The organism is Microbacterium sp. Root166, assembly GCF_001427145.1.
Taxonomy (GTDB): Bacteria; Actinomycetota; Actinomycetes; order Actinomycetales; family Microbacteriaceae; genus Microbacterium.
This window is the reverse complement of record NZ_LMGL01000004.1, coordinates 273,961-297,045: the sequence shown is the minus strand read 5'-3', so window position 1 is coordinate 297,045 and position 23,085 is coordinate 273,961. Positions and strand designations below refer to the sequence as shown.

The 23,085-nt window shown below is 70.9% G+C and carries 21 protein-coding genes; 4 read left to right on the top strand and 17 right to left on the bottom strand.

The genetic code is table 11. From position 1 onward, the window contains the following. Positions 1 to 15: 15 nt before the first annotated feature. Genes hisH through ASD56_RS15685 form a run of 4 tightly spaced genes read right to left on the bottom strand, consistent with a single transcriptional unit; the run spans position 16 to position 2,762 of the window. On the bottom strand, positions 16 to 666 hold the full coding sequence (gene hisH, locus ASD56_RS15700; protein ID WP_055968042.1) for an imidazole glycerol phosphate synthase subunit HisH: 651 nt from the start codon (positions 664 to 666) through the stop codon (positions 16 to 18). Beyond that, the gene (gene hisB / locus ASD56_RS15695; protein WP_055968039.1) at positions 663 to 1,271 is read right to left on the bottom strand and encodes an imidazoleglycerol-phosphate dehydratase HisB; all 609 of its coding nucleotides are present in this window, start codon (positions 1,269 to 1,271) and stop codon (positions 663 to 665) included. The genes hisH and hisB overlap by 4 nt, the downstream gene beginning before the upstream one ends. Next, entirely contained in the window at positions 1,268 to 2,362 is a 1,095-nt protein-coding gene (locus ASD56_RS15690) for a histidinol-phosphate transaminase (protein WP_082541529.1), read from the bottom strand. The genes hisB and ASD56_RS15690 overlap by 4 nt, the downstream gene beginning before the upstream one ends. Before the next feature lie 16 nt (positions 2,363 to 2,378). After that, positions 2,379 to 2,762: a LysM peptidoglycan-binding domain-containing protein gene (locus tag ASD56_RS15685; protein WP_055968036.1), complete on the bottom strand. Its 384-nt coding sequence runs from the start codon at positions 2,760 to 2,762 to the stop codon at positions 2,379 to 2,381. 269 nt (positions 2,763 to 3,031) lie between these two features. Between ASD56_RS15685 and lexA the strand changes: the two genes are divergently transcribed. Next, entirely contained in the window at positions 3,032 to 3,712 is a 681-nt protein-coding gene (gene lexA, locus ASD56_RS15680) for a transcriptional repressor LexA (protein WP_055968033.1), read from the top strand. A 57-nt stretch (positions 3,713 to 3,769) separates the two neighbouring features. Continuing rightward, entirely contained in the window at positions 3,770 to 5,245 is a 1,476-nt protein-coding gene (locus tag ASD56_RS15675; protein ID WP_055968030.1) for a hypothetical protein, read from the top strand. Here ASD56_RS15675 and metE read toward each other — a convergent pair. Together metE and ASD56_RS15665 are read right to left on the bottom strand one after the other, a co-directional pair. Next, the gene (metE, locus tag ASD56_RS15670; RefSeq protein WP_055968027.1) at positions 5,242 to 7,578 is read right to left on the bottom strand and encodes a 5-methyltetrahydropteroyltriglutamate--homocysteine S-methyltransferase; all 2,337 of its coding nucleotides are present in this window, start codon (positions 7,576 to 7,578) and stop codon (positions 5,242 to 5,244) included. The genes ASD56_RS15675 and metE overlap by 4 nt on opposite strands. Next, positions 7,575 to 8,534, bottom strand: a complete 960-nt coding sequence (locus tag ASD56_RS15665; protein WP_055968024.1) for a methylenetetrahydrofolate reductase — start codon at positions 8,532 to 8,534, stop codon at positions 7,575 to 7,577. Before ASD56_RS15665 ends, metE begins: the two co-directional genes overlap by 4 nt. A gap of 246 nt (positions 8,535 to 8,780) precedes the next feature. On the opposite strand from ASD56_RS15665, the gene ASD56_RS15660 reads away from it, so the two are divergent. Next, a complete protein-coding gene (locus ASD56_RS15660; RefSeq protein ID WP_055968021.1) occupies positions 8,781 to 10,703 on the top strand; it encodes a S9 family peptidase in 1,923 nt (640 codons plus the stop codon). 12 nt (positions 10,704 to 10,715) lie between these two features. On the opposite strand, the gene hflX is transcribed toward ASD56_RS15660, so the two are convergent. Then, complete coding sequence (gene hflX, locus ASD56_RS15655; RefSeq protein WP_055968019.1) at positions 10,716 to 12,233, bottom strand: GTPase HflX; 1,518 nt, start codon at positions 12,231 to 12,233, stop codon at positions 10,716 to 10,718. A 150-nt stretch (positions 12,234 to 12,383) separates the two neighbouring features. On the opposite strand from hflX, the gene ASD56_RS15650 reads away from it, so the two are divergent. Further along, the gene (locus tag ASD56_RS15650; RefSeq protein WP_055968016.1) at positions 12,384 to 13,025 is read left to right on the top strand and encodes a class I SAM-dependent methyltransferase; all 642 of its coding nucleotides are present in this window, start codon (positions 12,384 to 12,386) and stop codon (positions 13,023 to 13,025) included. A 19-nt stretch (positions 13,026 to 13,044) separates the two neighbouring features. Here the strand turns inward: ASD56_RS15650 and dapF are convergent, their stop codons facing one another. From dapF to ASD56_RS15600, 10 genes are all read right to left on the bottom strand, one after another. Beyond that, positions 13,045 to 13,917 (bottom strand): diaminopimelate epimerase, encoded by an 873-nt coding sequence (gene dapF, locus ASD56_RS15645; protein WP_055968013.1) that lies wholly within the window; start codon positions 13,915 to 13,917, stop codon positions 13,045 to 13,047. Positions 13,918 to 13,956: 39 nt separating this feature from the next. Continuing rightward, on the bottom strand, positions 13,957 to 14,889 hold the full coding sequence (gene miaA / locus ASD56_RS15640) for a tRNA (adenosine(37)-N6)-dimethylallyltransferase MiaA (protein ID WP_235565744.1): 933 nt from the start codon (positions 14,887 to 14,889) through the stop codon (positions 13,957 to 13,959). Next, a complete protein-coding gene (gene miaB / locus ASD56_RS15635) occupies positions 14,886 to 16,436 on the bottom strand; it encodes a tRNA (N6-isopentenyl adenosine(37)-C2)-methylthiotransferase MiaB (protein WP_055968009.1) in 1,551 nt (516 codons plus the stop codon). The genes miaA and miaB overlap by 4 nt, the downstream gene beginning before the upstream one ends. A gap of 55 nt (positions 16,437 to 16,491) precedes the next feature. Next, positions 16,492 to 17,274 carry a regulatory protein RecX gene (locus tag ASD56_RS15630; protein ID WP_055968007.1) on the bottom strand — a complete coding sequence of 261 codons (783 nt, stop codon included), beginning with the start codon at positions 17,272 to 17,274 and terminating at the stop codon, positions 16,492 to 16,494. Between the two features lies 1 nt (position 17,275). Further along, positions 17,276 to 18,328, bottom strand: coding sequence for a recombinase RecA (gene recA, locus ASD56_RS15625; RefSeq protein WP_055968004.1), 1,053 nt, complete (start codon positions 18,326 to 18,328; stop codon positions 17,276 to 17,278). A 233-nt stretch (positions 18,329 to 18,561) separates the two neighbouring features. Further along, a complete protein-coding gene (locus tag ASD56_RS15620; protein WP_055968001.1) occupies positions 18,562 to 18,786 on the bottom strand; it encodes a DUF3046 domain-containing protein in 225 nt (74 codons plus the stop codon). 24 nt (positions 18,787 to 18,810) lie between these two features. Beyond that, positions 18,811 to 19,119, bottom strand: coding sequence for a helix-turn-helix domain-containing protein (locus ASD56_RS15615; protein WP_055967997.1), 309 nt, complete (start codon positions 19,117 to 19,119; stop codon positions 18,811 to 18,813). 146 nt (positions 19,120 to 19,265) lie between these two features. Next, complete coding sequence (locus ASD56_RS15610; protein ID WP_055967994.1) at positions 19,266 to 19,742, bottom strand: CinA family protein; 477 nt, start codon at positions 19,740 to 19,742, stop codon at positions 19,266 to 19,268. Next, on the bottom strand, positions 19,739 to 20,311 hold the full coding sequence (pgsA, locus tag ASD56_RS15605) for a CDP-diacylglycerol--glycerol-3-phosphate 3-phosphatidyltransferase (protein WP_055967990.1): 573 nt from the start codon (positions 20,309 to 20,311) through the stop codon (positions 19,739 to 19,741). The genes ASD56_RS15610 and pgsA overlap by 4 nt, the downstream gene beginning before the upstream one ends. 42 nt (positions 20,312 to 20,353) lie before the next feature. Beyond that, positions 20,354 to 23,020 (bottom strand): FtsK/SpoIIIE family DNA translocase, encoded by a 2,667-nt coding sequence (locus tag ASD56_RS15600; RefSeq protein ID WP_055967987.1) that lies wholly within the window; start codon positions 23,018 to 23,020, stop codon positions 20,354 to 20,356. Positions 23,021 to 23,085 lie beyond the last annotated feature (65 nt).

The following is a 23,085-nucleotide window of genomic DNA, read 5'->3' as shown; positions in this document are numbered from 1 at the left end:
GCGGACGGCACGAGTTCAGAGGTTAGCCGTGCCGAGCCCGTCGATCCAATTCGTGAGTAGCCGGATGCCGGCATCTCCCGACTTCTCGGGGTGGAACTGCGTCGCCGAGAGCGGACCGTTCTCGACGGCGGCGAGGAACGGCTGGCCGTGGGTGGACCACGTGAGGGTCGGCTGCGGGAACGGCGACTGCACGTCCAGGAGCCACTTCTGCGCCCCGTACGAGTGGACGAAGTAGAAGCGCTCGTCCTCGAGCCCGGCGAACAGCCGGGAGCCCTCGCCGGGCTGCACCGTGTTCCAGCCCATGTGCGGCAGCACGGCCGCATCGAGCTCGGTCACGACACCGGGCCACTCGCCGAGTCCTTCGGTGTCGACGCCGCGTTCGACGCCTCGCTCGAAGAGGACCTGCATACCGACGCAGATGCCGAGCACCGGTCGCCCGCCGGCGAGCCGGCGTTCGATCAGTTCGTCGCCGCGGCTTGCACGCAGCGCCTCCATGACGGCCCGGAACGCGCCGACGCCGGGGACGACCAGCCCGTCGGCGTCGAGCACGAGGGCACGGTCCGAGGTGAGCCGCGCATCGGCGCCCGCGGCGTCGAGCGCCTTGACCGCGGAGTGGACGTTGCCCGATCCGTAGTCCAGGACGGCGACGACGGGGCGGGAGCTCATAGAGCGCCCTTGGTGCTCGGGATTCCCTCCACCAGCGGGTCGAGCGCCTTGGCCTGGCGGAACGCGCGTGCGAACGCCTTGTACTCGGCTTCGGCGATGTGGTGCGGGTCGCGGCCGGAGATGACCCGGACGTGCACGGTCAGCGCGGCGTTGAACGAGATCGCCTCGAACGTGTGGCGCACCAGCGATCCGGTGAAGTGGCCGCCGATGAGGTGGTGCTCGAACCCGGCGGGCTCGCCGGTGTGCACGAGGTACGGCCGGCCGCTGATGTCGACGACGGCCTGGGCGAGCGCCTCGTCCAGCGGGACGAGCGCATCGCCGTACCGCGAGATGCCGGCCTTGTCGCCGAGCGCTTCGCGGATCGCCTGGCCGAGCACGATCGAGATGTCCTCCACGGTGTGGTGGGCGTCGATGTCGGTGTCGCCGGACGCGCGCACGGTGAGGTCGGTGAGCGAGTGCTTCGCGAAGGCCGTCAGCAGGTGGTCGAAGAACGGCACCGTGGTGTCGATGCGGCTGCGTCCCGAGCCGTCGAGGTCGAGCTCGAGCTCGACGGTGGACTCGCTGGTGGAGCGTCGGAGGGATGCGGTACGCGATGCGGCGCTCATGCGTCCGATCCTACCGAGGCCAGTGCGTCCAGGAACGCGGTGGTCTCCTCCTCCGTGCCCGCCGTGACACGCAGGTGGTGCGCGATGCCGACGTCGCGGATGAGCACCCCGCGGTCGTACAGCCGCTGCCAGGTGATGGCGGGGTCGTCGACGCCGCCGAACAGCACGAAGTTCGTCCACGAGTCGTGCGGCGTGTAGCCCAGCGCCGCCGTGGTCGCGATGATGCGGTCGCGCTGCGCGGCGATGTCGTCGACCATGCGCAGCATCGCCGGAGCGTGACGCAGGGCCGCGGATGCCGCGGCCTGCGTGAGCGCGCTCAGGTGGTACGGCAGCCGCACGAGACGCAGCGCGTCGACGACCGCGGGATCGGCGGCGAGGTAGCCGACGCGGGCGCCTGCGAAGGCGAAGGCCTTGCTCATCGTGCGGGACACGATCAGACGCTCGCGGCCGGGCAGGAGGGTCAGCGCCGAGCGCTCTTCGTGCGGCGCGAACTCGTGGTACGCCTCGTCGACGACGACGACGCCCGTGCTGGCCTCGTACGCGGCCTCGATCACGTCGAGCCCCAGCGGCGTGCCCGTGGGGTTGTTCGGCGAGCACAGGAAGATGACGTCCGGATCGACGGCGGCGATCTGGGATGCCGCGTCCTCGGCGTCGATCGTGTAGTCGGCGGCGCGGGTTCCGGCCACCCACGACGCACCGGTCGCACGGGTGAGGAGCGGATACATCGAATACGTGGGCCCGAACCCGAAGGCGGTGCGTCCGGGTCCTGCGAACGCCTGCAGGACGTGCTGGAGCACCTCGTTGGATCCGTTCGCCGCCCAGATCTGATCCCGCGTGAGGCCGTGACCGAGGTAGTCGGCGAACCCTTCACGCAGCGCGGTGAACTCGCGGTCGGGATAGCGATTGACCTCGCGCAGGGCAAGAGCGATCGAATCCATGATGTCGTCCGCGACATCCTCGGGTACCGGATGGGTGTTCTCGTTGACGTTCAGGGCGATGGGAAGCGGAGCCTGCGGAGCGCCGTACGGCGTCATTCCGCGGAGGTCGTCGCGCAGGGGAAGGTCTTCGAGGCGTGCACTCACCCCTCCCATGGTAGAGGTCGCGGCGTCACCGACCCGGCGAGTACTCCGCGGGGATGGAGAGGCTCTGCCCTGCCTGGACCATCACGCTGTCGAGCGCGTTCAGACGCACGATGGAATCCACGACGTCGCGGGGGTCCGCCTGCGGCGCGACCGACTCGGCGATCGACCACAGGGTCTCACCCGAGGAGACCGTCACGGTCGTGAAGGACTCGCCGGCTGCGCCGGTGTCTCGCGAGGCCAGGGCGCTGCCGCCGCTCACGATCGCGACACTGAGGGCGATCACCGCGGGCAGCGCCGCGAGAACGGCCAGTGCACGGCGGCCGCGCACCGTCAGCCGCAGCCGCGTGGTGCGGGCGGGGACCGCGAAGACGGGGCCCGAGAACGGTGCGGTGATGCCGATCGTGGTCATGATCTGCTCCTCTGAGTGGGGAGAGATTCGCAACCGCTGCTCGGCCGGGAGCGGCGGATGCGAACCTCTGTACCGAAGTTATCTTCGAAGTTGTAGGATGTCAACACCGGATCCGGGGAACATTCTTCGAACGCGACACGCGGTGAAACTGCCTCGCGAGCGTCCCGTATCCGGATACGGTTTCGATAGGAGAACCCCACCACGGACCTCCGACATTCGAAGACCGCTGCTCCTCCTCGCACCGAGGAGGAGGGAGACAGGAGCCGGACATGAGCGACGCGACCGGGCGCGACAGGCCGCAGACGCGGCGGCGCAAGAGCCTCAGCGACAAGCAGCTGGCGATCCTCGAGGTCATCCAGCGGTCGATCGCACGCCACGGCTATCCGCCGAGCATGCGCGAGATCGGCGACGCCGTCGGGCTCAAGTCGCTGTCGAGCGTCACCCACCAGCTCAACCAGCTCGAGCTCAGCGGCTACCTGCGCAGGGACGCGGGCAAGACGCGCGCGATGGAGGTCCTCATCGACCTGCCCGGCAGCGCGACGGAGAACCCCGCCGACTCGGCACCGTCGGTCGGCGACGCCGCCATGGTGCCGCTCCTCGGTCGCATCGCCGCCGGCGTCCCGATCACGGCGGAGCAGCAGGTCGAGGAGATCTTCCCGCTGCCCCGCCAGCTCGTGGGCAAGGGCGACCTGTTCATGCTGAAGGTCTCGGGCGAGTCGATGATCGACGCCGCGATCTGCGACGGCGACTGGGTGGTCGTGCGGTCGCAGGCGACCGCGGACAACGGCGAGATCGTCGCCGCGATGCTCGACGGCGAAGCCACGGTGAAGACTTTCCGCCAGCGCGACGGCCACACCTGGCTCCTCCCCCGCAACTCCGCGTTCGAGCCGATCCTCGGCGACGAGGCGGTCGTCCTGGGCAAGGTGGTCGCGGTTCTGCGCGCCGTCTGATCACCCCGCGCGGGTGATCCTCCCCCGCGGAGCGCGCACATTCGCAAGAATGGCGCCATGAGCGACATCGAGACCGCCGACGCCCAGGCGCTTGCAGACCGCATCCGCGAGCTCGAGAGCGAGAACGCCCGGCTCGCCGCGGCGGCTCCTCCGGAGCGGACGCGCCCCTCGGGCGGGCGCTGGCGGGCGCCGCTCTCTGCCATCTGCATCGTGATCGCCGCGATCCTCGTTCCGGTGTCGATCGTCACCGCCTGGGCACGCGTGCAGCTCGTCGAGGAGAACTCGTTCGTCGCCACGCTGGCGCCGCTCGTGGAGGACCCCGAAGTGCGTCAGCTCGTCGTGGACGAGACGATGGACGCCGTCAACGCGAACGTCGACTTCCACCAGCTGACGGGCGACCTCTTCGACGGCATCGCCGATCTCGGACTGCCGCCGCGCGCCGTCCAGGCGCTCGGGCTGCTGCAGGCTCCGGCGGCCGACGGCCTCGAGAACCTGGTGCACGAGGGCGTCACCCGTGTGGTGGAATCCGAGGCGTTCGCCGACGTGTGGGCGACCACGACCCGCGCGGCGCACCGGGCGCTCACCACCGCCGCGACCTCGGACGGCGGCGGCCTCGTCGTCCGCACGGACGACGGCGTCGGCATCCAGCTCGGCGTGATCGTCGAAACCGTCCAGCAGCGCCTGATCGACCGCGGCATCAGCGCCGCCCAGCTCATCCCCGAGATCGATCGCGTCGTGATCATCGGCAAGGGCGACAACCTCGCCACCATCCGCACGGTCTACGCCCTGTCCAACGCGCTCGGCTGGTGGCTTCCCGTGCTCAGCCTCGCGCTGTTCGGGCTCGGCATCGGCCTCGCCCGTCGTCGGAGCACCGCCGTGCTCGGGACGGGACTCGGACTCGCGATCGGCGCCGGATCGCTCGCAGCGGCCCTGTCGGTCGGCAGCACGGCGGTCCAGATCGTCGCCACCGATCTCGACCTCTCGCCCTCGGCGCTCCAGGTCATCTACGGCCAGCTCGTCGCGGCGATGACGCAGACTGCGCTGGTGCTCGCGGTGCTCGGCGTCTTCGTCGCCGTCCTCGGCTGGCTGATGGGCCGGTCGGCGGCGGCGCGAGGGGTCCGCGGCAGCGTGGACGGCCTCAACTCGTCGGCACGACGCCAGCTCGCCGCCCGCGGCCTCGACACCGGCGGCTTCGGCGGCTGGCTCGCCCGATCCCGGGTGCTGGTGCGCAGCCTGATCGCGGTGGCCGCCGTGCTGTGGCTCTTCGCCCTGCGGCCGCTGTCGATCGGCGACGTGGTGATGGTCATCGTCGTCGCCCTCGTCGTCGTCTGGATCCTGGAGCTCCTGCAGCGGCGCCCCGACGAGCACGCGAACGTCGATCGCAGCCTCGACGCGCCGGACAGCGGCGAGATCGTCGATCCCGCCGACCTCTCCGCGCCGACGCCGCTCCCGAGCGAGGCGGCGACGCTCGATCTGACAACGGATGCCGCGACCGGGTCGGCCGCGGCATCCGCGAAGCCCCGGAAGCGCTAGACGGCCGCGCCGACCTTCTCGCGCACCGCGCGGGTCGCCTCGATGATGTTGCGCAGCGACTCGACGGTCTCGTCGTACCCGCGGGTCTTGAGGCCGCAGTCCGGATTCACCCACACCTGTCGCAGCGGGAGCTCGGTCGCCGCACGATCGAGCAGCTCGGTCACCTCGGCGACCGACGGCACCCGCGGCGAGTGGATGTCGTAGACGCCGGGTCCGACGCCGTGCGAGAAGCCCGACTCGGCGATGTCGCCGATGACCTCGCCGCGGCTGCGGGCCGCCTCGATCGAGGTGACGTCCGCGTCGAGAGCGGCGATCGCGTCGATGACGACGTCGAACTCCGAGTAGCAGAGGTGCGTGTGCACCTGCGTGGCGTCCGCGGCCCCTGCGGTGGACAGCCGGAACGAGCCCACCGACCACTCGAGGTACGCGGGCTGGTCCGCCTTCTTCAGCGGCAGCAGCTCGCGCAGCGCGGGCTCATCGACCTGGATCACGCCGATGCCGGCGGCCTCGAGGTCGGTGATCTCGTCGCGCAGGGCGAGAGCCACCTGGTTCGCGGTGTCGGCGAGCGGCTGGTCATCGCGCACGAACGACCACGCCAGGATCGTCACCGGACCGGTCAGCATGCCCTTCATGGGCTTGTCGGTCAGGGACTGCGCGAACGCGGACCACGAGACGGTGATGGGCGCCGGCCGTGACACGTCGCCCCACAGGATCGACGGGCGCGTCGCCCGCGAGCCGTAGGATTGCACCCAGCCGTTCTCGGTGACATCGAACCCGTCGAGGTTCTCGGCGAAGTACTGCACCATGTCGTTGCGCTCGGCTTCGCCGTGCACGAGGACGTCCAGCCCAAGGTCCTCCTGCAGCGTCACGACGCGGGCGATCTCCTCGCGGAGGAACTCCTCGTATTCGTCGGTGGTGATCTCCGCCTTGCCGTGGCGCGCTCGCGCCCGGCGGATCTCGCCGGTCTGCGGGAAGGAGCCGATCGTCGTGGTGGGCAGCACCGGCAGCCCGAGCGCCGCGTCCTGGGCGGCCACGCGCGCCGCGTCGTCGCCGCGGTGGAAGTCCTCGGCTGTCAGTGCGGCGATACGGCCGCGCACAGCGCCGTCGCGCACGCCGGGCGCGCTCCGGCGGTCGGCGAGGGCAGCGGATGCCGCGGCCACCTCGGTCGCGATGGACTCTGCGCCTTCGGCCAGGCCCCGCGCCAGCGTGACGACCTGCTGCGTCTTCTGATCGGCGAAGGCCAGCCACGACACCAGGCGCGGGTCGAGCCGCGTCTCGTCGGCGACGTCGTGCGGCACGTGCTGCAGCGAGGTCGAAGTGCCCGCCGAGACCTGCGCCGCGCCGAGCGTCTCGAGCGCCTCGAGCTTGGCCCAGGCACCCGCGAGGTCGCCTCGCCAGATGTTGCGGCCGTCGATCACACCGCCCACGAGGACCTTGCCGTCGAGGCCGTCGACCGCGGCCGGAAGTGCGCCGCGGGTCAGATCGACGGCGATGGCCTCGATCGGAGCCTTCGCCAGCGCGGTCCACGCCTCGGGCGCGAGCTGGGCGTACCCGGCGGTCACCAGGATCGCGGGGCGGTCGGTCGCGGCGCCGAGCACCGCGTAGGCGCGCGCTGCGGCGTCGGCGAGTGCCGCCGGGGTCGCGGGCAGGGCCTCGCTCACGAGCGCCGGCTCGTCGAGCTGGACCCACTCGGCACCGGCGGCGCGCAGGCCGGCGAGCAGCTCGGCGTACACGGGCAGCAGGTCGTCGAGGCGGCTGAGCGGGTCGAAGCCCTCCGGCGCTTCGTTCGTGGCCTTCGCCAGCGCGAGCAGCGTGACGGGCCCGACGAGGACGGGCCGCACGGTGAACCCGTCCGCCTTCGCCTCGGCGACCTGGCGCGCCAGACGATCGCTCGACAGCGAGAACGCCGTCTCGGGCCCGATCTCGGGCACCAGGTAGTGATAGTTGGTGTCGAACCACTTGGTCATCTCGAGCGGGAGGTTCTCCCCCGCGCCGCGCGCCGCGGTGAAGTAGGCGCCGAGACCGATCGACCCGTCGGCCGCGCGGTGCTCGGCGAAACGCTCGGGCAGCACGCCGACGGCCACGGCGGCGTCGTGGACCTGGTCGTAGTACGAGAACGACTCCGGGATCGACGAGTCGGTGCGACCGAGCCCCAGGGCGGCGAGACGCTCGCGCGTCGCGCGGCGCAGTCCTGCCGCCGTCGCCTCGAGCGTCGCTTCGTCCGTCGCTCCGGACCAGTGCGCTTCGACGGCGCGCTTGAGCTCGCGGCGGCGTCCGATGCGCGGGTAGCCCAGGATCGTGCCGCTGGGGAAGGCGGGGGTGGGTTCGGTCATGATGCGGACTCCTTCTCGAGCGGGGTGGTCAGGATGCCGGCGTCGCGGAGGACCGCGAGCACCGTGTCGTGGCTGTTGAACGCGTACAGGTGCACGCCCGGCGCGCCGCCGTCGACGACCTCGCGGGCGAGCTGAGCCGCATGTGCGACGCCGACGGCGCGCTGCCCTTCGGCGGTCGGCTCGATCTCGAGGGAGATCGCGAGCTCGGCGGGCAGCTCCTCGCCGCTGAGCTCGAGGGTGCGCCGCAGGCGGGCGGGCGAGGTGATCGGCATGATGCCGGGGAGGATCGGAATCGTGACGCCCGCCTCGCGGGAGCGCTGCACGAAGGCGAGGTAGTCGTCGGCGTGGAAGAACAGCTGCGAGATCGCGAGGGTCGCTCCGGCGGCCTGCTTCGCGAGCAGCGCGTCGATGTGCTCACGCGGATGCCGCGACCGCGGATGCCCGTTGGGGAAGGCGGCGACGGCGATGTCGACCTTGGTGCGGGGGGCTACCCGCGCCGCGCCCGGCACGCCGGGAATGGCGTACTCCGAGTACGGCGCGCGCTCGGCCTGCACGCGATCGATGAGCTGCACGAGCTGCGCCGCGCTCTCGAGATCGCCGAGGAACATGTCGTCCTCGGAGACCCCGGCGGGCGGATCGCCACGCAGGGCCAGGAAGCTCGTGATGCCGGCGTCGAGGAACTCGCGGACGAGGGCGTTGGCGGCGGCGAACGTGCTCCCGACGCACGTGAGGTGAGCGAGCGGCTCGACGTCGGTCGTGCGGAGGATGTGGCTGAGCAGCTCGAGCGACCGGCCGCCGGTGGAGCCGCCGGCGCCGTAGGTGACCGAGATGAATCGCGGGCCGGACGCCGCCAGCCGGCGGATCGTCTCGTGGAGGGCGGGCACCCGCGCATCCGAACGAGGCGGGTAGACCTCGAACGAGAACGGCAGCGGCGGAGCACTGAGATCGATCGACATGGCGTTCTTCTCGGATCGGGGCGGACTGAACTGGCCGGGCGGCCGCGGACACTCGTGCACGCACGGGTCTCCGTGGGCGCTGCGTCATCGCGGGCGGGTGCCGGGCTCGGCTGTCGCTCCTGCCCGGTTCCGCGAACTCAGTTCGCGGTGTCCTCACGGACGACCGGGCGACGATGGGTCCAAGGTAGCGGAGCCCGTTCCGCAAGGCCCTCCCTGTGACCTAGTGTTTCGCCGTAGCGTGGGGTCGTGACGAGCGCGAAACCCTATGGAACCTGGCCCTCCCCGCTGACAGCGGAGGCGGTGTCCGCCGCATCGCCGCGGTGGGACGGCGCCCGCTTCGTCGGCGACGAGATCTGGTGGGGCGACTCCGTGCCGGAGGAGGGCGGGCGCACCGCGGTGCGCCGGCGCGCGGCATCCGGTGAGGTCTCCGACGTGATCGCCGCTCCCTGGAGCGCCCGCTCCCGCGTGCACGAGTACGGCGGCGGGTCGTGGACCACCCTCGACGACGACTCGCTGGTCTTCGTCGAGAAGGCCGACCAGCGCGTCTGGCGCGTCGCTCCGGGCGAGAAGCCGCGGCCGCTGACGGCGCAGTCGGGCGACGTGCGCTACGGCGGCCTGACGTGGGAGCGCGGAAGCCTGCTCGCCGTCCGGGAGCGTCACAGCGGCTCCGGCTCGCTGCATCGCGACATCGTGCAGATCCCGGTGGACGGCAGCGCCGTGCGGGAGCCGTCGGCGGTCGTGTCGCTCGCCGAGGACAGCCGCTTCCTCGCCCACCCCACGCTGTCGCCCGACGGCACGCATCTAGCCTGGATCGCCTGGGACCACCCCGACATGGCCTGGGACCGTGCGGAGCTCCGCGTCGGCCGCCTCGAGGACGGCGTGGTGGCCGAGTGGGCCACGGTGGCAGGCGGGTCCTCGGCTCCGCTGCAGCCGATCTGGATGGACGACGACGACCTGCTCTACGCCGATGACCCGACCGGGCGCTGGAACCTCTGGCGTCTGCGGCTGACGGCGGACCTGCATTGCGAGCACACCGCCCCCGCCGACGCCGACACCGGCGGACCGCTGTGGACCCTGGGCCAGCGGTGGTTCGCTCTGCTCGACGACGGCCGCATCGTGGCCGTGCGCACCCACGGTGCGGACGAGCTCGTTGTCATCGGGACCGACGGTGCGGTCAGCGGTCTGCCGTGCGATGCGATCACCGGGATCTCCATCGAAGACGTCCGCGGCTCGCGCGTCCTGATCAGCGGCGCCGGACCCGACGGTCCCGCACTGTGGGTGCTGGACGTCGACGATCCCGCCGCTGCGGAGCTGGTCGCCGGCGGCGACTCATCGTGGGGGCGGGAGTGGATGCCGCAGGCCCGTGCCGTCACGGTCGACGGCCCCCACGGATCCGTCCACGCCTTCGACTATCCGCCGACCAACCCCGATGTGACCGCGCCGGACGGCGAGCTGCCGCCCTACGTCGTCTTCGTCCACGGTGGCCCGACCGACCATGTCGGCGGCGCGGCATCGGCGAAGATCGCGTACCTCACCAGCCGCGGCATCGGCGTACTGGACGTGAACTACGGCGGATCCAGCGGGTACGGCCGCGCCTATCGCGAGCGCCTCCGCGGGCAATGGGGGGTGGTCGACGTCGACGACGTCATCGCCGCCGCGACGGGTCACGCGGACGCGGGGCACGCCGACCCTCAGCGGCTGGCGATCGCCGGCGGCTCCGCCGGCGGCTGGACGGTGCTGTGCGCGCTGACCGGTTCGGATGCCTTCGCCGCGGGCATCAGCCGGTATGGCGTGGCCGACCTCCGGGCCCTGGCCGAGGATACGCACGACTTCGAAGCCCACTACCTGGACGGCCTGGTCGGTCCGCTGCCGGCCGCGAGCGCCCTGTACGTGGCACGATCGCCGCTCGCGCGCCTGGACCGCTTGAGCACCCCGCTGCTCATCGAGCAGGGGCTCGACGACGCGGTGGTGCCGCCGGCGCAGTCCGAGGCAGTGCGCGATGCACTGAAGGCGCGAGGGATCCCCCACGCCTACCTGGCCTTCGAGGGCGAGGGGCACGGCTTCCGCCGCCGCGAGACCGTGATCCGCCAGCTCGAGGCGGAGGTGGCGTTCCTCGGTCAGGTCTTCGGCTTCGACCTTCCGGGCATCCCGGCGCTCGAACTCGACTGATCGCGCGGCGGGTCAGCGAACGAAAGGCGCCAGGCGCGAGGCCAGGTGCTCGCCGACGCGTGCGCTGACCGCCGTGCCGCCCTCCTCGTGGCCCTGAGCGAGGATCATGCCCTGCTCGTGGATGGCCGAGACCAGGTCGCCCCGGTCGTAGGGGATCAGGACATCGATCTCGACCGCCGGCAGCGGCAGCGCGGCCTCGATGGCGGCGCGCAGCTCGTCGATGCCCTCGCCCGTGCGCGAGGACGCGAACAGCGCCTTCGGCTCGAGTCCGCGGAGCAGCAGCCGGGTGTCCTCGTCGACCAGGTCGGACTTGTTGAACACGACGATCTCGGGGATGTCGCGCCCGCCGACATCGCCGATGACATCCCGCACGGTCGCGAGCTGAGCGGCCGGGTCGGGGTGCGAGCCGTCGACGATGTGGACGATGACGTCGGCGTCGCCGACCTCTTCGAGGGTCGAGCGGAAGGCTTCGACGAGCTGGTGCGGCAGATTGCGCACGAAGCCGACGGTGTCGGTGAGCGTGTACACGCGGCCGTCGGTGGTCTCGGACCGGCGAACCGTGGCATCCAGGGTCGCGAACAGCGCGTTCTCGACCAGAACCCCGGCGCTGGTGAGGCGGTTCAGCAGGCTCGACTTGCCGGCGTTGGTGTACCCGGCGATCGCGACCGACGGGATCGTGTTGCGCTTGCGCTCGGCACGCTTGGCCTCGCGCGCGGGCGCGAAGTCACGCAGCTGGCGGCGCAGCTGCGCCATCTTCGTGCGGATGCGGCGGCGATCGAGCTCGATCTTCGTCTCACCGGGACCACGCGATCCCATGCCCGCGCCGCCGGCGCCGACCTGGCCACCGGCCTGACGGCTCATCGAGTCACCCCAGCCGCGCAGTCGCGGAAGGAGGTACTCAAGCTGTGCGAGCTCGACCTGCGCCTTGCCCTCACGGCTCTTGGCGTGCTGGCTGAAGATGTCGAGGATCACGGTCGTGCGGTCGATGACCTTTACCTTCACGACGTCCTCGAGCGCGCGCCGCTGGCTGGGAGCGAGCTCGGTGTCCGCGATCACGGTGTCGGCGCCGACGGCGGCCACGATGTCCTTCAGCTCCTGCGCCTTGCCCCGGCCCACGTACGTCGCGGGGTCGGGGTGCGGTCGCCGCTGCAGCACGCCGTCGAGCACGACGGCACCCGCGGTCTCGGCCAGGGCCGCCAGCTCGCGGAGCGAGTTCTCGGCATCCTCCTGATCGCCCTGCGCGTGCACGCCGACGAGGACGACGTTCTCCAGGCGCAGCTGCCGGTACTCGACCTCGGTGACGTCCTCGAGCTCGGTCGACAGTCCGGGCACACGCCGCAGCGCGGCGCGCTCCTCACGGTCCCACTGCTCGCCGTCGCTGTCGGGGCGCGCGACCGTCGCCTCGTCCTGGAGCGCCTGGGCGGCACCGAACACGCGCACTCCGGAACGCGCCTCAGCACGTGCCAGCACGCGATCCACCGGGTCCACCGGAGTCTCGTCGGTGCTGGGGGGTGTCGTCGTATCCGTCATGAGTTCCTTCCGAGGATGCCGTTTTCCGCCGTTCATCGGCGGGTTCGCGGCATCCGTGAATTCTACGCTTGCCTCCGGGGCTCCGCCTCGTTCCTCAGGATTGCCTGAGCACTCCCGAGAGGGCGAGGACCTCCGCTACGCTCGAAACCCATGGGAGGCGATCACTACTTCAGCGCTTCCCCCGCCAGCGCAGAGAACCTGCGTCGTGTCCGCGTCACGCTCGCCGGACGCGACGTCGAGGTGACCACGGCCGGCGGGGTGTTCAGTCCCGATCACGTCGACTCGGGCACCGCCGTGCTGCTGTCGAACACTCCCCCGCCACCTCCCGGCGGGAACCTGCTCGATCTCGGGTGCGGCTGGGGCCCGATCGCACTGACACTCGCGATGGAAGCGCCGCGCGCCACGGTGTGGGCGGTGGACGTCAACGAGCGTGCGCTCGACCTCGTCCGCCGCAACGCCGACGCGCTGGGCCTGTCCAATGTCAACGCCGTGCTGCCCGACGATGTTCCCGACGACATCGTCTTCCGGACCATCCGCTCGAACCCGCCGATCCGGGTCGGCAAGAACGAGCTGCACGGACTGCTCGAACGCTGGATGCCCCGGCTCGACGAGCGGGCGGACGCCTGGCTGGTCGTGCAGCGCAACCTCGGGTCGGATTCGCTGCAGCGCTGGCTGGCCGCGACGTTCGAGGACGGCTACAGCGTCCATCGCGCCGCCACCGGACGCGGCTTCCGCGTGATCAAGGTTCGCCGGCACGGGTCGCCCCGCAGCGGGCCGATCACGCTGCCCTGACGGCGTTCCCGGACCTGGCTCAGGCGAGCGAGACCTCGCCGGAGTACACCAGCGTCGCCGGTCCCGACAGCAGCACGTGGCGCTCACCGTCGACCTCGGGCATGCGGACGGCGAGGGTGCCGCCGGGCACCTCGACGCTCCAGTGGTCCGGCGCCGCCTGCCCGGCCCAGTGCCGCACCGCCAGGGCGGCCGCGGCCACCCCGGTGCCGCAGCTCAGGGTCTCCCCGACGCCGCGCTCGAAGACCCGCATGCGGATCGAACCCACGCCGTCGCGCACCAGCGGGTCGCTCGGCACCACGAACTCGACGTTCGCGCCGCGAGGCGGCTCGGGGTGCAGCTGCGGCAGCACGGTGAGATCCAGGCCCTCCAGCTCGCGGTGATCGGGAAGCGCGACGACGATGTGCGGGTTGCCCACGTCGATGCCCAGCCCCGGCCGCGGTGCGCCGATGCCCCGAGCGCGCACCAGGACGTCGTCCTGCTCCACGCGCCATGGGCCGAGGTCGACCTCGAACCCCAGATCGCTGCGGGTGACGGTCTTCACGCCCGCACGCGTGCCGATCGCGAGCGGCCCTTCGTCGAGTGAGGCCAGGCCGGTGTCGGCGAGGTACCGCGCGAACACGCGGATGCCGTTGCCGCACATCTCGGCCTTCGACCCGTCGGCGTTGCGGTAGTCCATGAACCATTCGGAACCGGATGCCGCGGCCGGCGCGCCCTCGTCGATGGCGCCGGTGCGGACGACGCGGAGGATGCCGTCGCCGCCGATCCCGAACCGCCGGTCGCACAGGACGGCGACCTGGTCATCGGAGAGGTCGAGCGTGCCCTCCGGGTCGGCGATGATCACGAAGTCGTTGCCCGTGCCGTGACCCTTGGTGAACGAGATGGTCTGCGGCATGCCCTCCAGTGTAGGGGCGGTGATCCGGGGTCCGGTGCGTCAGGTCGCCGCGATGAGATCCGCCGCCGAGTGCCCCGGCGCTACCCACGTGACCGCGTCGTAGCGCTTGAACCACGAGACCTGGCGACGGGCGTACCGCCGTGTGAGCGCCTGCGTCTCGGCGATCGCGTCCGGCTCGCTCAGGTCCCCCGCCAGCTGGGCGAGAGCCTGGGCGTAGCCGATGGCGCGGCGTGCCGTGACACCGCGCTCCAGGCCGAGCGGGCGCAGCGCCTGGACTTCGTCGAGGAGCCCGTCGCGCCACATCCCGCGGACGCGCTCGTCCAACCGCGGCACGAGATCCTCCCTCGGGACGGCGACGCCGATGAGCGTCGTCGGCTCATGCCACAGCACGGGCTCGTCGGGCAGCGCCGCCCCGTGCGTCGAGCTGCCCTGCGCGAGGACCTCGAGGGCACGGACCACACGCCGCCCGTTCTTGGGGTCGATGCGCTCCGCCGTGGCGGGATCGGCGTCGCGGAGCCGGGCGACCAGCACGCCGGGGCCGAGCTGCTCGAGCTCGGCCTCCAAAGCAGCGCGCACGGCGGGGTCGCGCGGCGGGAAGCGGAAGTCGAAGACGACGCTCGAGACGTACAATCCCGAACCGCCCACGAGCACGGCGTCGGCGCCGCGGGCGTGGATGTCTGCGATCGTCCGGCGCGCGGCATCCTGATACCAGGCGACGGCCGCCTCCTCGGTGACGTCGAGCGCATCGAAGAGGTGATGAGGGATGCCGCGGCGCTCGGTTTCGGGCAGCTTGGCGGTGCCGATGTCCATGCCGCGATAGAGCTGCATGGCGTCGGCGTTGACGATCTCGGCCGGCCGCCCCGTGGACGCCAGCTGCTCGGCGAGATCGAGCGAGAGGGCGGTCTTGCCGGTGCCGGTGGCGCCGACGACGGCCCACAGCCGCGGCGGCCCTCCCGCCACGGGTGTCGTCACACCCCGATGCGCAGCGTCGGCAGTCCGAGGGAGACTGCGCGCGGTGCCCCGGCTTCGCCGGCGGGAGCGGGGATGCCGCACGACTCTGCCTGCGCACGGTCCCACGCGTCGCCGGAGCGCGTGCGGCGGATGCGCAGCGGCGCACCGTCGGGACTGTCGGCGAGCAGGTGGAACGGCGCGGCGTGCGTCACGACGACCGAGACGACATCGCCCGGACGCGGGACCTCGGATCCGGCGGGAAGCTCGAAGTGGACGAGCCGATTGTCTTCGGCCCGGCCGGTGAGACGTTGGGTCTCGGCATCCTTCTTGCCTTCGCCGTTCGACACGAGCACCTCCAGCTCGCGTCCGAGCTGCTTCTGGTTCTCTTCGAGAGCGATGCGGTCCTGGAGGGCGGCGAGGCGCTCGAAGCGCTCCTGCACGACCTCCTTGGGCACCTGGTCGGGCATCGTCGCGGCGGGAGTGCCCTCGCGGATCGAGTACTGGAAGGTGAAGGCGCTCGAGAACCGCGCCTGCTCGACGACGCGCAGGGTGTCCTCGAAGTCCTCGTCGGTCTCGCCGGGGAAGCCGACGATGATGTCGGTCGAGATCGCGGCGTTCGGGATCCGCTTACGGACCCGGTCGATGATGCCGAGGAACCGCTCGCTCCGGTAGGACCGGCGCATGGCCTTCAGGATGCGGTCGCTGCCGGACTGCAGCGGCATGTGCAGCTGGGGCATGACCGCCGGGGTCTCCGCCATCGCGTCGATGACGTCGTCGGTGAAGGCCGCGGGATGCGGGCTCGTGAAGCGGATGCGCTCCAGCCCGGGGATCTCGCCCGCGGCGCGCAGGAGCTTGCCGAAGGCGAGCCGGTCGCCGAACTCGACGCCGTAGGAGTTCACGTTCTGCCCCAGCAGGGTGACCTCGAGAGCGCCGTCGTCGACGAGCAGCCGGATCTCGTTGAGGATGTCGCCGGGGCGACGGTCCTTCTCTTTGCCGCGCAGGCTCGGCACGATGCAGAAGGTGCAGGTGTTGTTGCAGCCGACCGAGATCGAGACCCAGCCGCTGTACACGCTGTCGCGCTTGGTCGGCAGCGTGGACGGGAACACCTCGAGCGACTCGAGGATCTCGAGTTCGGCGTCGCCGTTGTGGCGAGCACGCTCGAGCATGCCGGGGAGCGAGCCCATGTTGTGGGTGCCGAAGACCACGTCGACCCAGGGCGCCTTCGTGAGCACCGCGTCCTTGTCCATCTGCGCCAGGCAGCCGCCGACGGCGATCTGCATGCCCTCGCGCTTGTCCTTGCGGGACTTCAGGTGTCCGAGCGTGCCGTAGAGCTTCCCCGCGGCGTTGTCGCGCACCGCGCACGTGTTGATCACGACGACGTCGGCCTCTTCGCCGGCGTCGGCGCGGACGTAGCCGGCGCTCTCGAGCGAACCTGACAGGCGCTCGGAGTCGTGGACGTTCATCTGGCAGCCGAACGTGCGCACCTCGTACGTGCGCGCCTGGCCGTCGGCGCCGCGCGCCGCGTCGGACGGCGCGATGATCGTCGGAGTGTTCGAAGGGGTGGTCATGATGCGTGCCATTCTACGAGCCGCCGATGAGAGGCCGCTCGGCGGCGCGTGCCCGTCAGCGGAACCGCACGCCGCTCGAGCCGCCCGGGCTCTCGTCCAGCGCCGCGCGCGCCGCCGACATCGCGAGCGAGCCGCCGTACCCGCGGCGCGCCAGCTGACCGGTGAGCCTGCGCAGGGCGGTGTCGCGGTCGAGGCTCTGCAGCGACCGCGCTTTGCCACGCGCGAACTCCAGCGCACGCTCGAAGTCGTCGTCGGGCAGCGAGGAGAGCGCCGCATCCGCCACATCGCGGGGAATGCCGCGCTTTGCGAGCGTCTGCGCGATCACCTGTCGCCCCTGGGCCTTGCGATCGACCCCGGCGTGGATGAGCTGATCAGCCAGCGCGGCGTCATCGAGGTAGCCGTACTCCTCCATGGCCGCGAGCACCTGCTCGGTCGAGGAGGCATCGAGATCGAACCCCCGCAGCACCCCTCGTGCCTCGGAGACCGAGAGCGAACGCGCGCGCAGCTTCTTCAGCAGCGCCTTCTCTGCGGCTTCCGTGTCGGGCGAGGCCTCCGACTCGTCGGACTTCGGGTGGCTGCGGTCGGCCGACCAGGTCGGGTGCCACGACAGGTCGGCGCGATCAGTGGCCGACGGATCGTCGGACACGGCCGTCACCCGGCTGCCCGGAGCGCGCTCGAACATCGCGTCGACCGCGGCGAACGCAGCCTGCAGCACCGGATCGTCCTCGGCGTCGTCCTCGACCGGCGTCGCACGCGTCGGTCGCTGTGGAACGCGGCCGCCGAACAGCGGGATCACGGGGGCGAGCGTCTCGTGCTCGCCCCCGTCGTCGATGCTCATGTCAGGCGGGGCGGCGCGCGGCGAGCTCGTCGGAGGCCGGAGCCTCGACGGCCTTCGGCTGGCCGATGCCGAGCTTCGCCTTGATCTTCGACTCGATCTCGGCCGCGACATCCGGGTTCTTGAGCAGGAAGTTGCGGGCGTTCTCCTTGCCCTGCCCGAGCTGCTCGCCGTCGTAGGTGTACCAGGCGCCCGACTTCTTCACGATGGTGTGCTCGACACCGAAGTCGATGAGGCTGCCCTCGCGCGAGATTCCGACGCCGTAGAGGATGTCGAACTCGGCCTGCTTGAAGGGCGGCGCCATCTTGTTCTTGACGACCTTGACGCGGGTGCGGTTTCCGACCGCGTCGGTGCCGTCCTTCAGCGTCTCGATACGGCGGATGTCGAGACGGACCGACGCGTAGAACTTCAGCGCCTTGCCACCGGCAGTGGTCTCGGGCGAGCCGAAGAACACGCCGATCTTCTCGCGCAGCTGGTTGATGAAGATCATGGTGGTGTTCGTCTGGCTGAGGCCACCGGTGAGCTTGCGCAGCGCCTGCGACATGAGTCGCGCCTGCAGACCCACGTGGGAGTCGCCCATCTCGCCCTCGATCTCGGCCTTCGGCACGAGAGCGGCGACCGAGTCGATCACGATCAGGTCGATGGCGCCGGAGCGCACCAGCATGTCGGCGATCTCGAGCGCCTGCTCACCGGTGTCGGGCTGCGACACCAGGAGCGCGTCGATGTCGACGCCCAGCTTCTGCGCGTAGTCGGGGTCGAGCGCGTGCTCGGCGTCGATGAACGCGGCGATGCCGCCGGCGCGCTGCGCGTTGGCGATCGCGTGCAGGGTGAGCGTGGTCTTACCCGAAGACTCGGGACCGTAGATCTCGATGATGCGGCCACGGGGAAGCCCGCCGATGCCGAGCGCGACATCCAGCGCGATCGATCCCGTGGGGATGACGGCGACAGGAGCGCGTTCGTCGCTGCCCAGTCGCATGACCGAGCCCTTTCCGAACTGCCGGTCGATCTGGGCGAGGGCCGACTCGAGGGCCTTCTCGCGGTCAACTGCTGAGGGCATGACGTGCTCCTAATGCTCGCGTTCCGTCGCCTGTAGGCTGTCGCGCTCCGCCCCGGTGGGACGGATGCTGCGACAAGGCGTGAGGTGTCGTTCTGACGTGGATCACGCTAGGGGTGGGCTCCGACATCCGTCGTTGCTCCTCCCTCACCGTGGACAGACACGCTGTCGACACCTGCTGTGCAGGAGCCTACGCGCCAGTCGAACAGATCTTCGACGACACGCCGTCCTGAGAGTCAGCGCCGCTTGGGCTCGAGGCGTCCTGCGCCGTAGCGGCGCTCGGGAGGAACATCGGTCTCCGCGCACAGCGCCAGCCAGACCTCGCGGGGCGCGAAGCCGGCTGTCAGGGCCTCATCGGCGGTGCGGTGGCCCAGCGACGAGAGCGCCAGATCGGACATCAGCGCACCGCCGCGCGGACCGAACTCGTCGGAGACGGCGCGCTCCAGTTCACTGCGGCGCATCTGGCGGCGTTCGGTCTGGTGCGCTCAGCGCAGCGAGAGCTCGGCGTCGACCGAGGCGACGAGGTCGTCGGGCACCACGTCGGGGAAGGTCTGCAGACCCTCGAGCACGGAGAGGCGATCGCCGACTTCGCGCATGATCGTCGAGATGGGCACGTCGAGTGCTTCGGCGACCGAGGCGAGGATCTCGCTGGAGGCCTCTTTCTGGCCTCGCTCGACCTCACTGAGGTAGCCGAGGGCGACGCTGGCGCGGCTCGCCACCTGACGGAGGGTGCGACCCTTCTGCTGGCGGAAGTCGCGAAGCACTTCGCCGATTTCCTGTCGAACCAGGATCATGGTGGGCCCCCTCCTCACTTCTGATTCCGCCGCTGTCCGGGAGGACAACGGTACATCACCGGATGATGCCAATCTAAACCCGCGAACTGGGGAATGGGTGGGAATCACCGAATGTAACGGAGAACCGATGCGCAGTGTTCCCGACCTCAGCCCGCGCTTGCTCGGACTTCGCTGAGAGCCGCTTGGAGCGCCCTGCTCACGGTCTGCGCGCGGATGTCCTCGCGGGAGCCCTCGAGACGCAGTGCCGTCACCGACTCGGCCGCGGGAGTCACCACGGCCACGAAGACCGTCCCGACGGGATGACCGTCGGCGTCGTCGGGACCGGCCACTCCCGTGGTCGCGATGCCGACGTCGACGCCCAGTTCCCGCCGCACCCCGGCGGCCATCTGGCCGGCGACCGAGGCGTCGACCGCTCCGACCCGGGCCAGCAGTCCCTCATCGACGCCGAGCACCGTGGCCTTCAGGTCGGTGGCGTATGCGACGACTCCGCCACGGACATGAGCCGATGCGCCGGGGACGTCCACGAGCGCCGCGACGACGAGCCCGCCCGTCAGGGACTCGGCCGTGCCGACCGTCCATCCCCGCAGCTCCAGCGCGGACAGCAGCTCCTCGGCGACGCTCACGCCACTCCACGGGTCCGGCGTGCGCCCCGCACCTCGGTCACGACGTAGTCGATGCCGCTGGCGACGGTCAGCACGACGGCGAGCGTCATCGTGGCGCCGTTGACCCACCAGATCCACTCTCCGACGAGCGTCCACAGCGGCAGCAGTGCGAGCGACAGGGCGACCGCCTGGACGAGGGTCTTGAGCTTGCCCATCCACGCCGCGGCGACGACGTGATCACTGGCGACGATCAGGCGGTGCACGGTGATGCCCACCTCGCGGACGAGCACGATGACGGTGATCCACCACGGCAGCTCGCCGAGGATCGACAGCCCAATGAACGCGAACCCGGTCAGCACCTTGTCGGCGATGGGATCGAGGAGCTTGCCCAGGTCGCTCACGATGTCGTGGCGCCGGGCGAGATAGCCGTCGATCCCGTCGGTCGCGATCGCCACGATGAACAGCGCGGCTGCCCACCACCGCAGCGGACCGTCGGCTCCCCCGTCGGCGAGAAGCATCCAGAGGAACACCGGGGCGCACAGGATGCGCACGATGGTGATGGCGTTCGGGAGCTGCCTGGGGATCGTCATGCGCCCGAGCCTAGTTGCCCGGCCGGATGCGATCCGGCCGGGTCAGTCGCGTCCGGTGAGTCCCCAGGCATCTTCGTCACCCTCGCTCTCGACGACCGGCAGGCCATCGAACTGCGTGTCGACGGCATCGGGGCCGTACGGGTCTGCTCCGGCCGCCGGGGCCGCCGGAGCGTCATCGCCGCGCAGCCGGGCGAGGATCGCCGGCAGCTGCTCGACGGTGACGAGGACGTCGCGTGCCTTCGATCCCTCGGAGGGGCCGACGATCTCGCGCGACTCGAGCAGATCCATGAGGCGGCCGGCCTTGGCGAAGCCCACGCGCAGCTTGCGCTGCAGCATCGAGGTCGAGCCGAACTGGGTCGACACCACGAGCTCGGTCGCGGCGAGGAGCAGCTCGAGGTCGTCGCCGATGTCGGCGTCGATCTCCTTCTTCTCGGCCGCGACGGCGACATCCGGTCGGTACTCGGGCCGGGCCTGCGCGGTGACGTGCTTGACGACCTTCTCGATCTCCTGCTCGCTCACCCACGCGCCCTGCACACGGATGGACTTGGAGGCGCCCATCGGCAGGAACAGCGCGTCGCCCTGGCCGATGAGGCGATCGGCGCCCGGCTGGTCGAGGATCACTCGCGAGTCGGTGACGCTCGTGACGGCGAATGCGAGGCGCGAGGGCACGTTGGCCTTGATCAGGCCGGTGACGACGTCGACCGACGGCCGCTGCGTGGCGAGCACGAGGTGGATGCCGCTGGCACGGGCGAGCTGCGTGATGCGGACGATCGAGTCCTCGACGTCGCGCGGGGCGACCATCATGAGGTCGGCGAGCTCGTCCACGACCACGAGCAGGTACGGGTAGGGCTTCAGGATGCGCTCGCTGCCGACGGGGAGCTTGACCTCGCCCGCCACGACCGCCTTGTTGAAGTCGTCGATGTGGCGGAACCCGAACGAGGCGAGATCGTCGTACCGCATGTCCATCTCTTTCACGACCCACTGCAGCGCCTCGGCGGCCTTCTTGGGATTCGTGATGATGGGCGTGATGAGGTGCGGGACGCCGGCGTACGAGGTCAGCTCGACGCGCTTCGGGTCGATGAGCACCATGCGCACGTCGGCGGGCTTCGCGCGCATGAGCAGGCTCGTGATCATGGAGTTCACGAAGCTCGACTTGCCCGAACCAGTGGATCCCGCGACGAGGAGGTGCGGCATCTTGGCGAGGTTGGCCACGACGTAGCCGCCGCCGACGTCCTTGCCGACGCCGATCGTCATCGGGTGGGTCGACTGCTGGGCGTTCTGCGAGCGCAGCACGTCGCCCAGCGTCACGATCTCGCGGTCGGTGTTCGGGATCTCGACGCCGATCGCGCTCTTGCCGGGGATCGGCGCGATGATGCGGACCTCGTTCGACGCGACGGCATACGCGATGTTGTTCGTCAGGGCCGTGATGCGCTCGACCTTGACGCCGGGGCCGAGCGAGATCTCGTACTGCGTGACCGTCGGTCCGCGCGAGAACCCGGTGACGCGGGCGTCCACGGAGAACTGGTCGAGGACGCTCGTGATCGCCTTCACGGCGTCGTCGTTGGCCTGGGAGCGAGCGACGTGCGGCGTGCCTGCGGCCAGCGCGTTGACGGACGGGAGCCGGTACGGCGACAGCGGCGCGGACGGTGCGGCCTCGGACCCGATGCCCGAGAGTCCGGGAAGCAGCCCGTCTTCGAGGGGGTCCCCGGTGTCGTCGCGCAGCGACGTGCCGGAGGCCGCCTGCTTCGCGGCGCCCGGCAGTGTCACGGGGTCGATGATCTCGGTCAGCGCGTCCGCCATCACCGGCGCCGGCGGAGTCTGCGGCTCGAACACCTGCTCGAACCCGCCCTGGACCGGCCCGGGCGGAAGCAGCGAGGTGAGGTCGTCCGAGGCCAGGTCACCCTCGGGGTCGGTCTCGCGGCCCGTCTTGTTGCGGCGCCACCACGGGATCGTGGGGTCCTCATCGTCCGCGGCCGGGGTCTCCGCCGCCGGACGGTCGGCACGGGGCTCGGCGCCGAACATCCAGGCGTAGAGATCGCCGAGACGGTGCCCGATGCGGTTCGGGGGCGTCTTGGTGATGATCAGGATGCTGAGCACGGCCAGCAGCGACAGCACGATGTACGCGCCGACATCGGTGAGCACCAGCGCCAGCGGCTCGGCGAGCATCCAGCCGAACAGGCCGCCGGCCTCACTGAGCGCAGGAAGACCCTGGCTCGGCTGCGGGCGGCCACCGGCGACGTGGCAGAAGCCGGCGATGGTCAGGATGAGCAGACCGAAGCCGATTCCGATGCGGCCGTTGTCGTGCACCGAGGACGGATGCCGGAACATCCAGCCTGCGAGAAGCAGCAGCAGGACCGGGAGGATGAACGCCTCGCGGCCGATCAGCCCGCCCACGGTGTAGGCGCTGATGGTGCCGGCGACCTCGTTGCCGATGAAGAACCACTCGTTGACCGCGCCGGCGACGGCCAGCAGCACGAGCAGGAACGGGAACCCGTCGCGGCGCTGATCCTTCTCGAGGGTTTCAGGTCCGAACGCGCGGAACAGGCCGCCGACGGCATGCGCCAGCCCCATCCAGGCGCGAACGGCCACCGGCGGCTTGTCGGTGTCGCCGACGTACCGCTTGGGTGCGGGCACGGGCTTCTTCGCGCGCGATGATGACGCGCCTGACGGCGCGCGCCCGCTCTTGGTCGGACTGGTGCTCCTGGCCATCCCCCCACGGTACGTCGGACTCCCGACTTTCCGGGGAACCACACCGGTTGTCGGCGGCCTCCGAG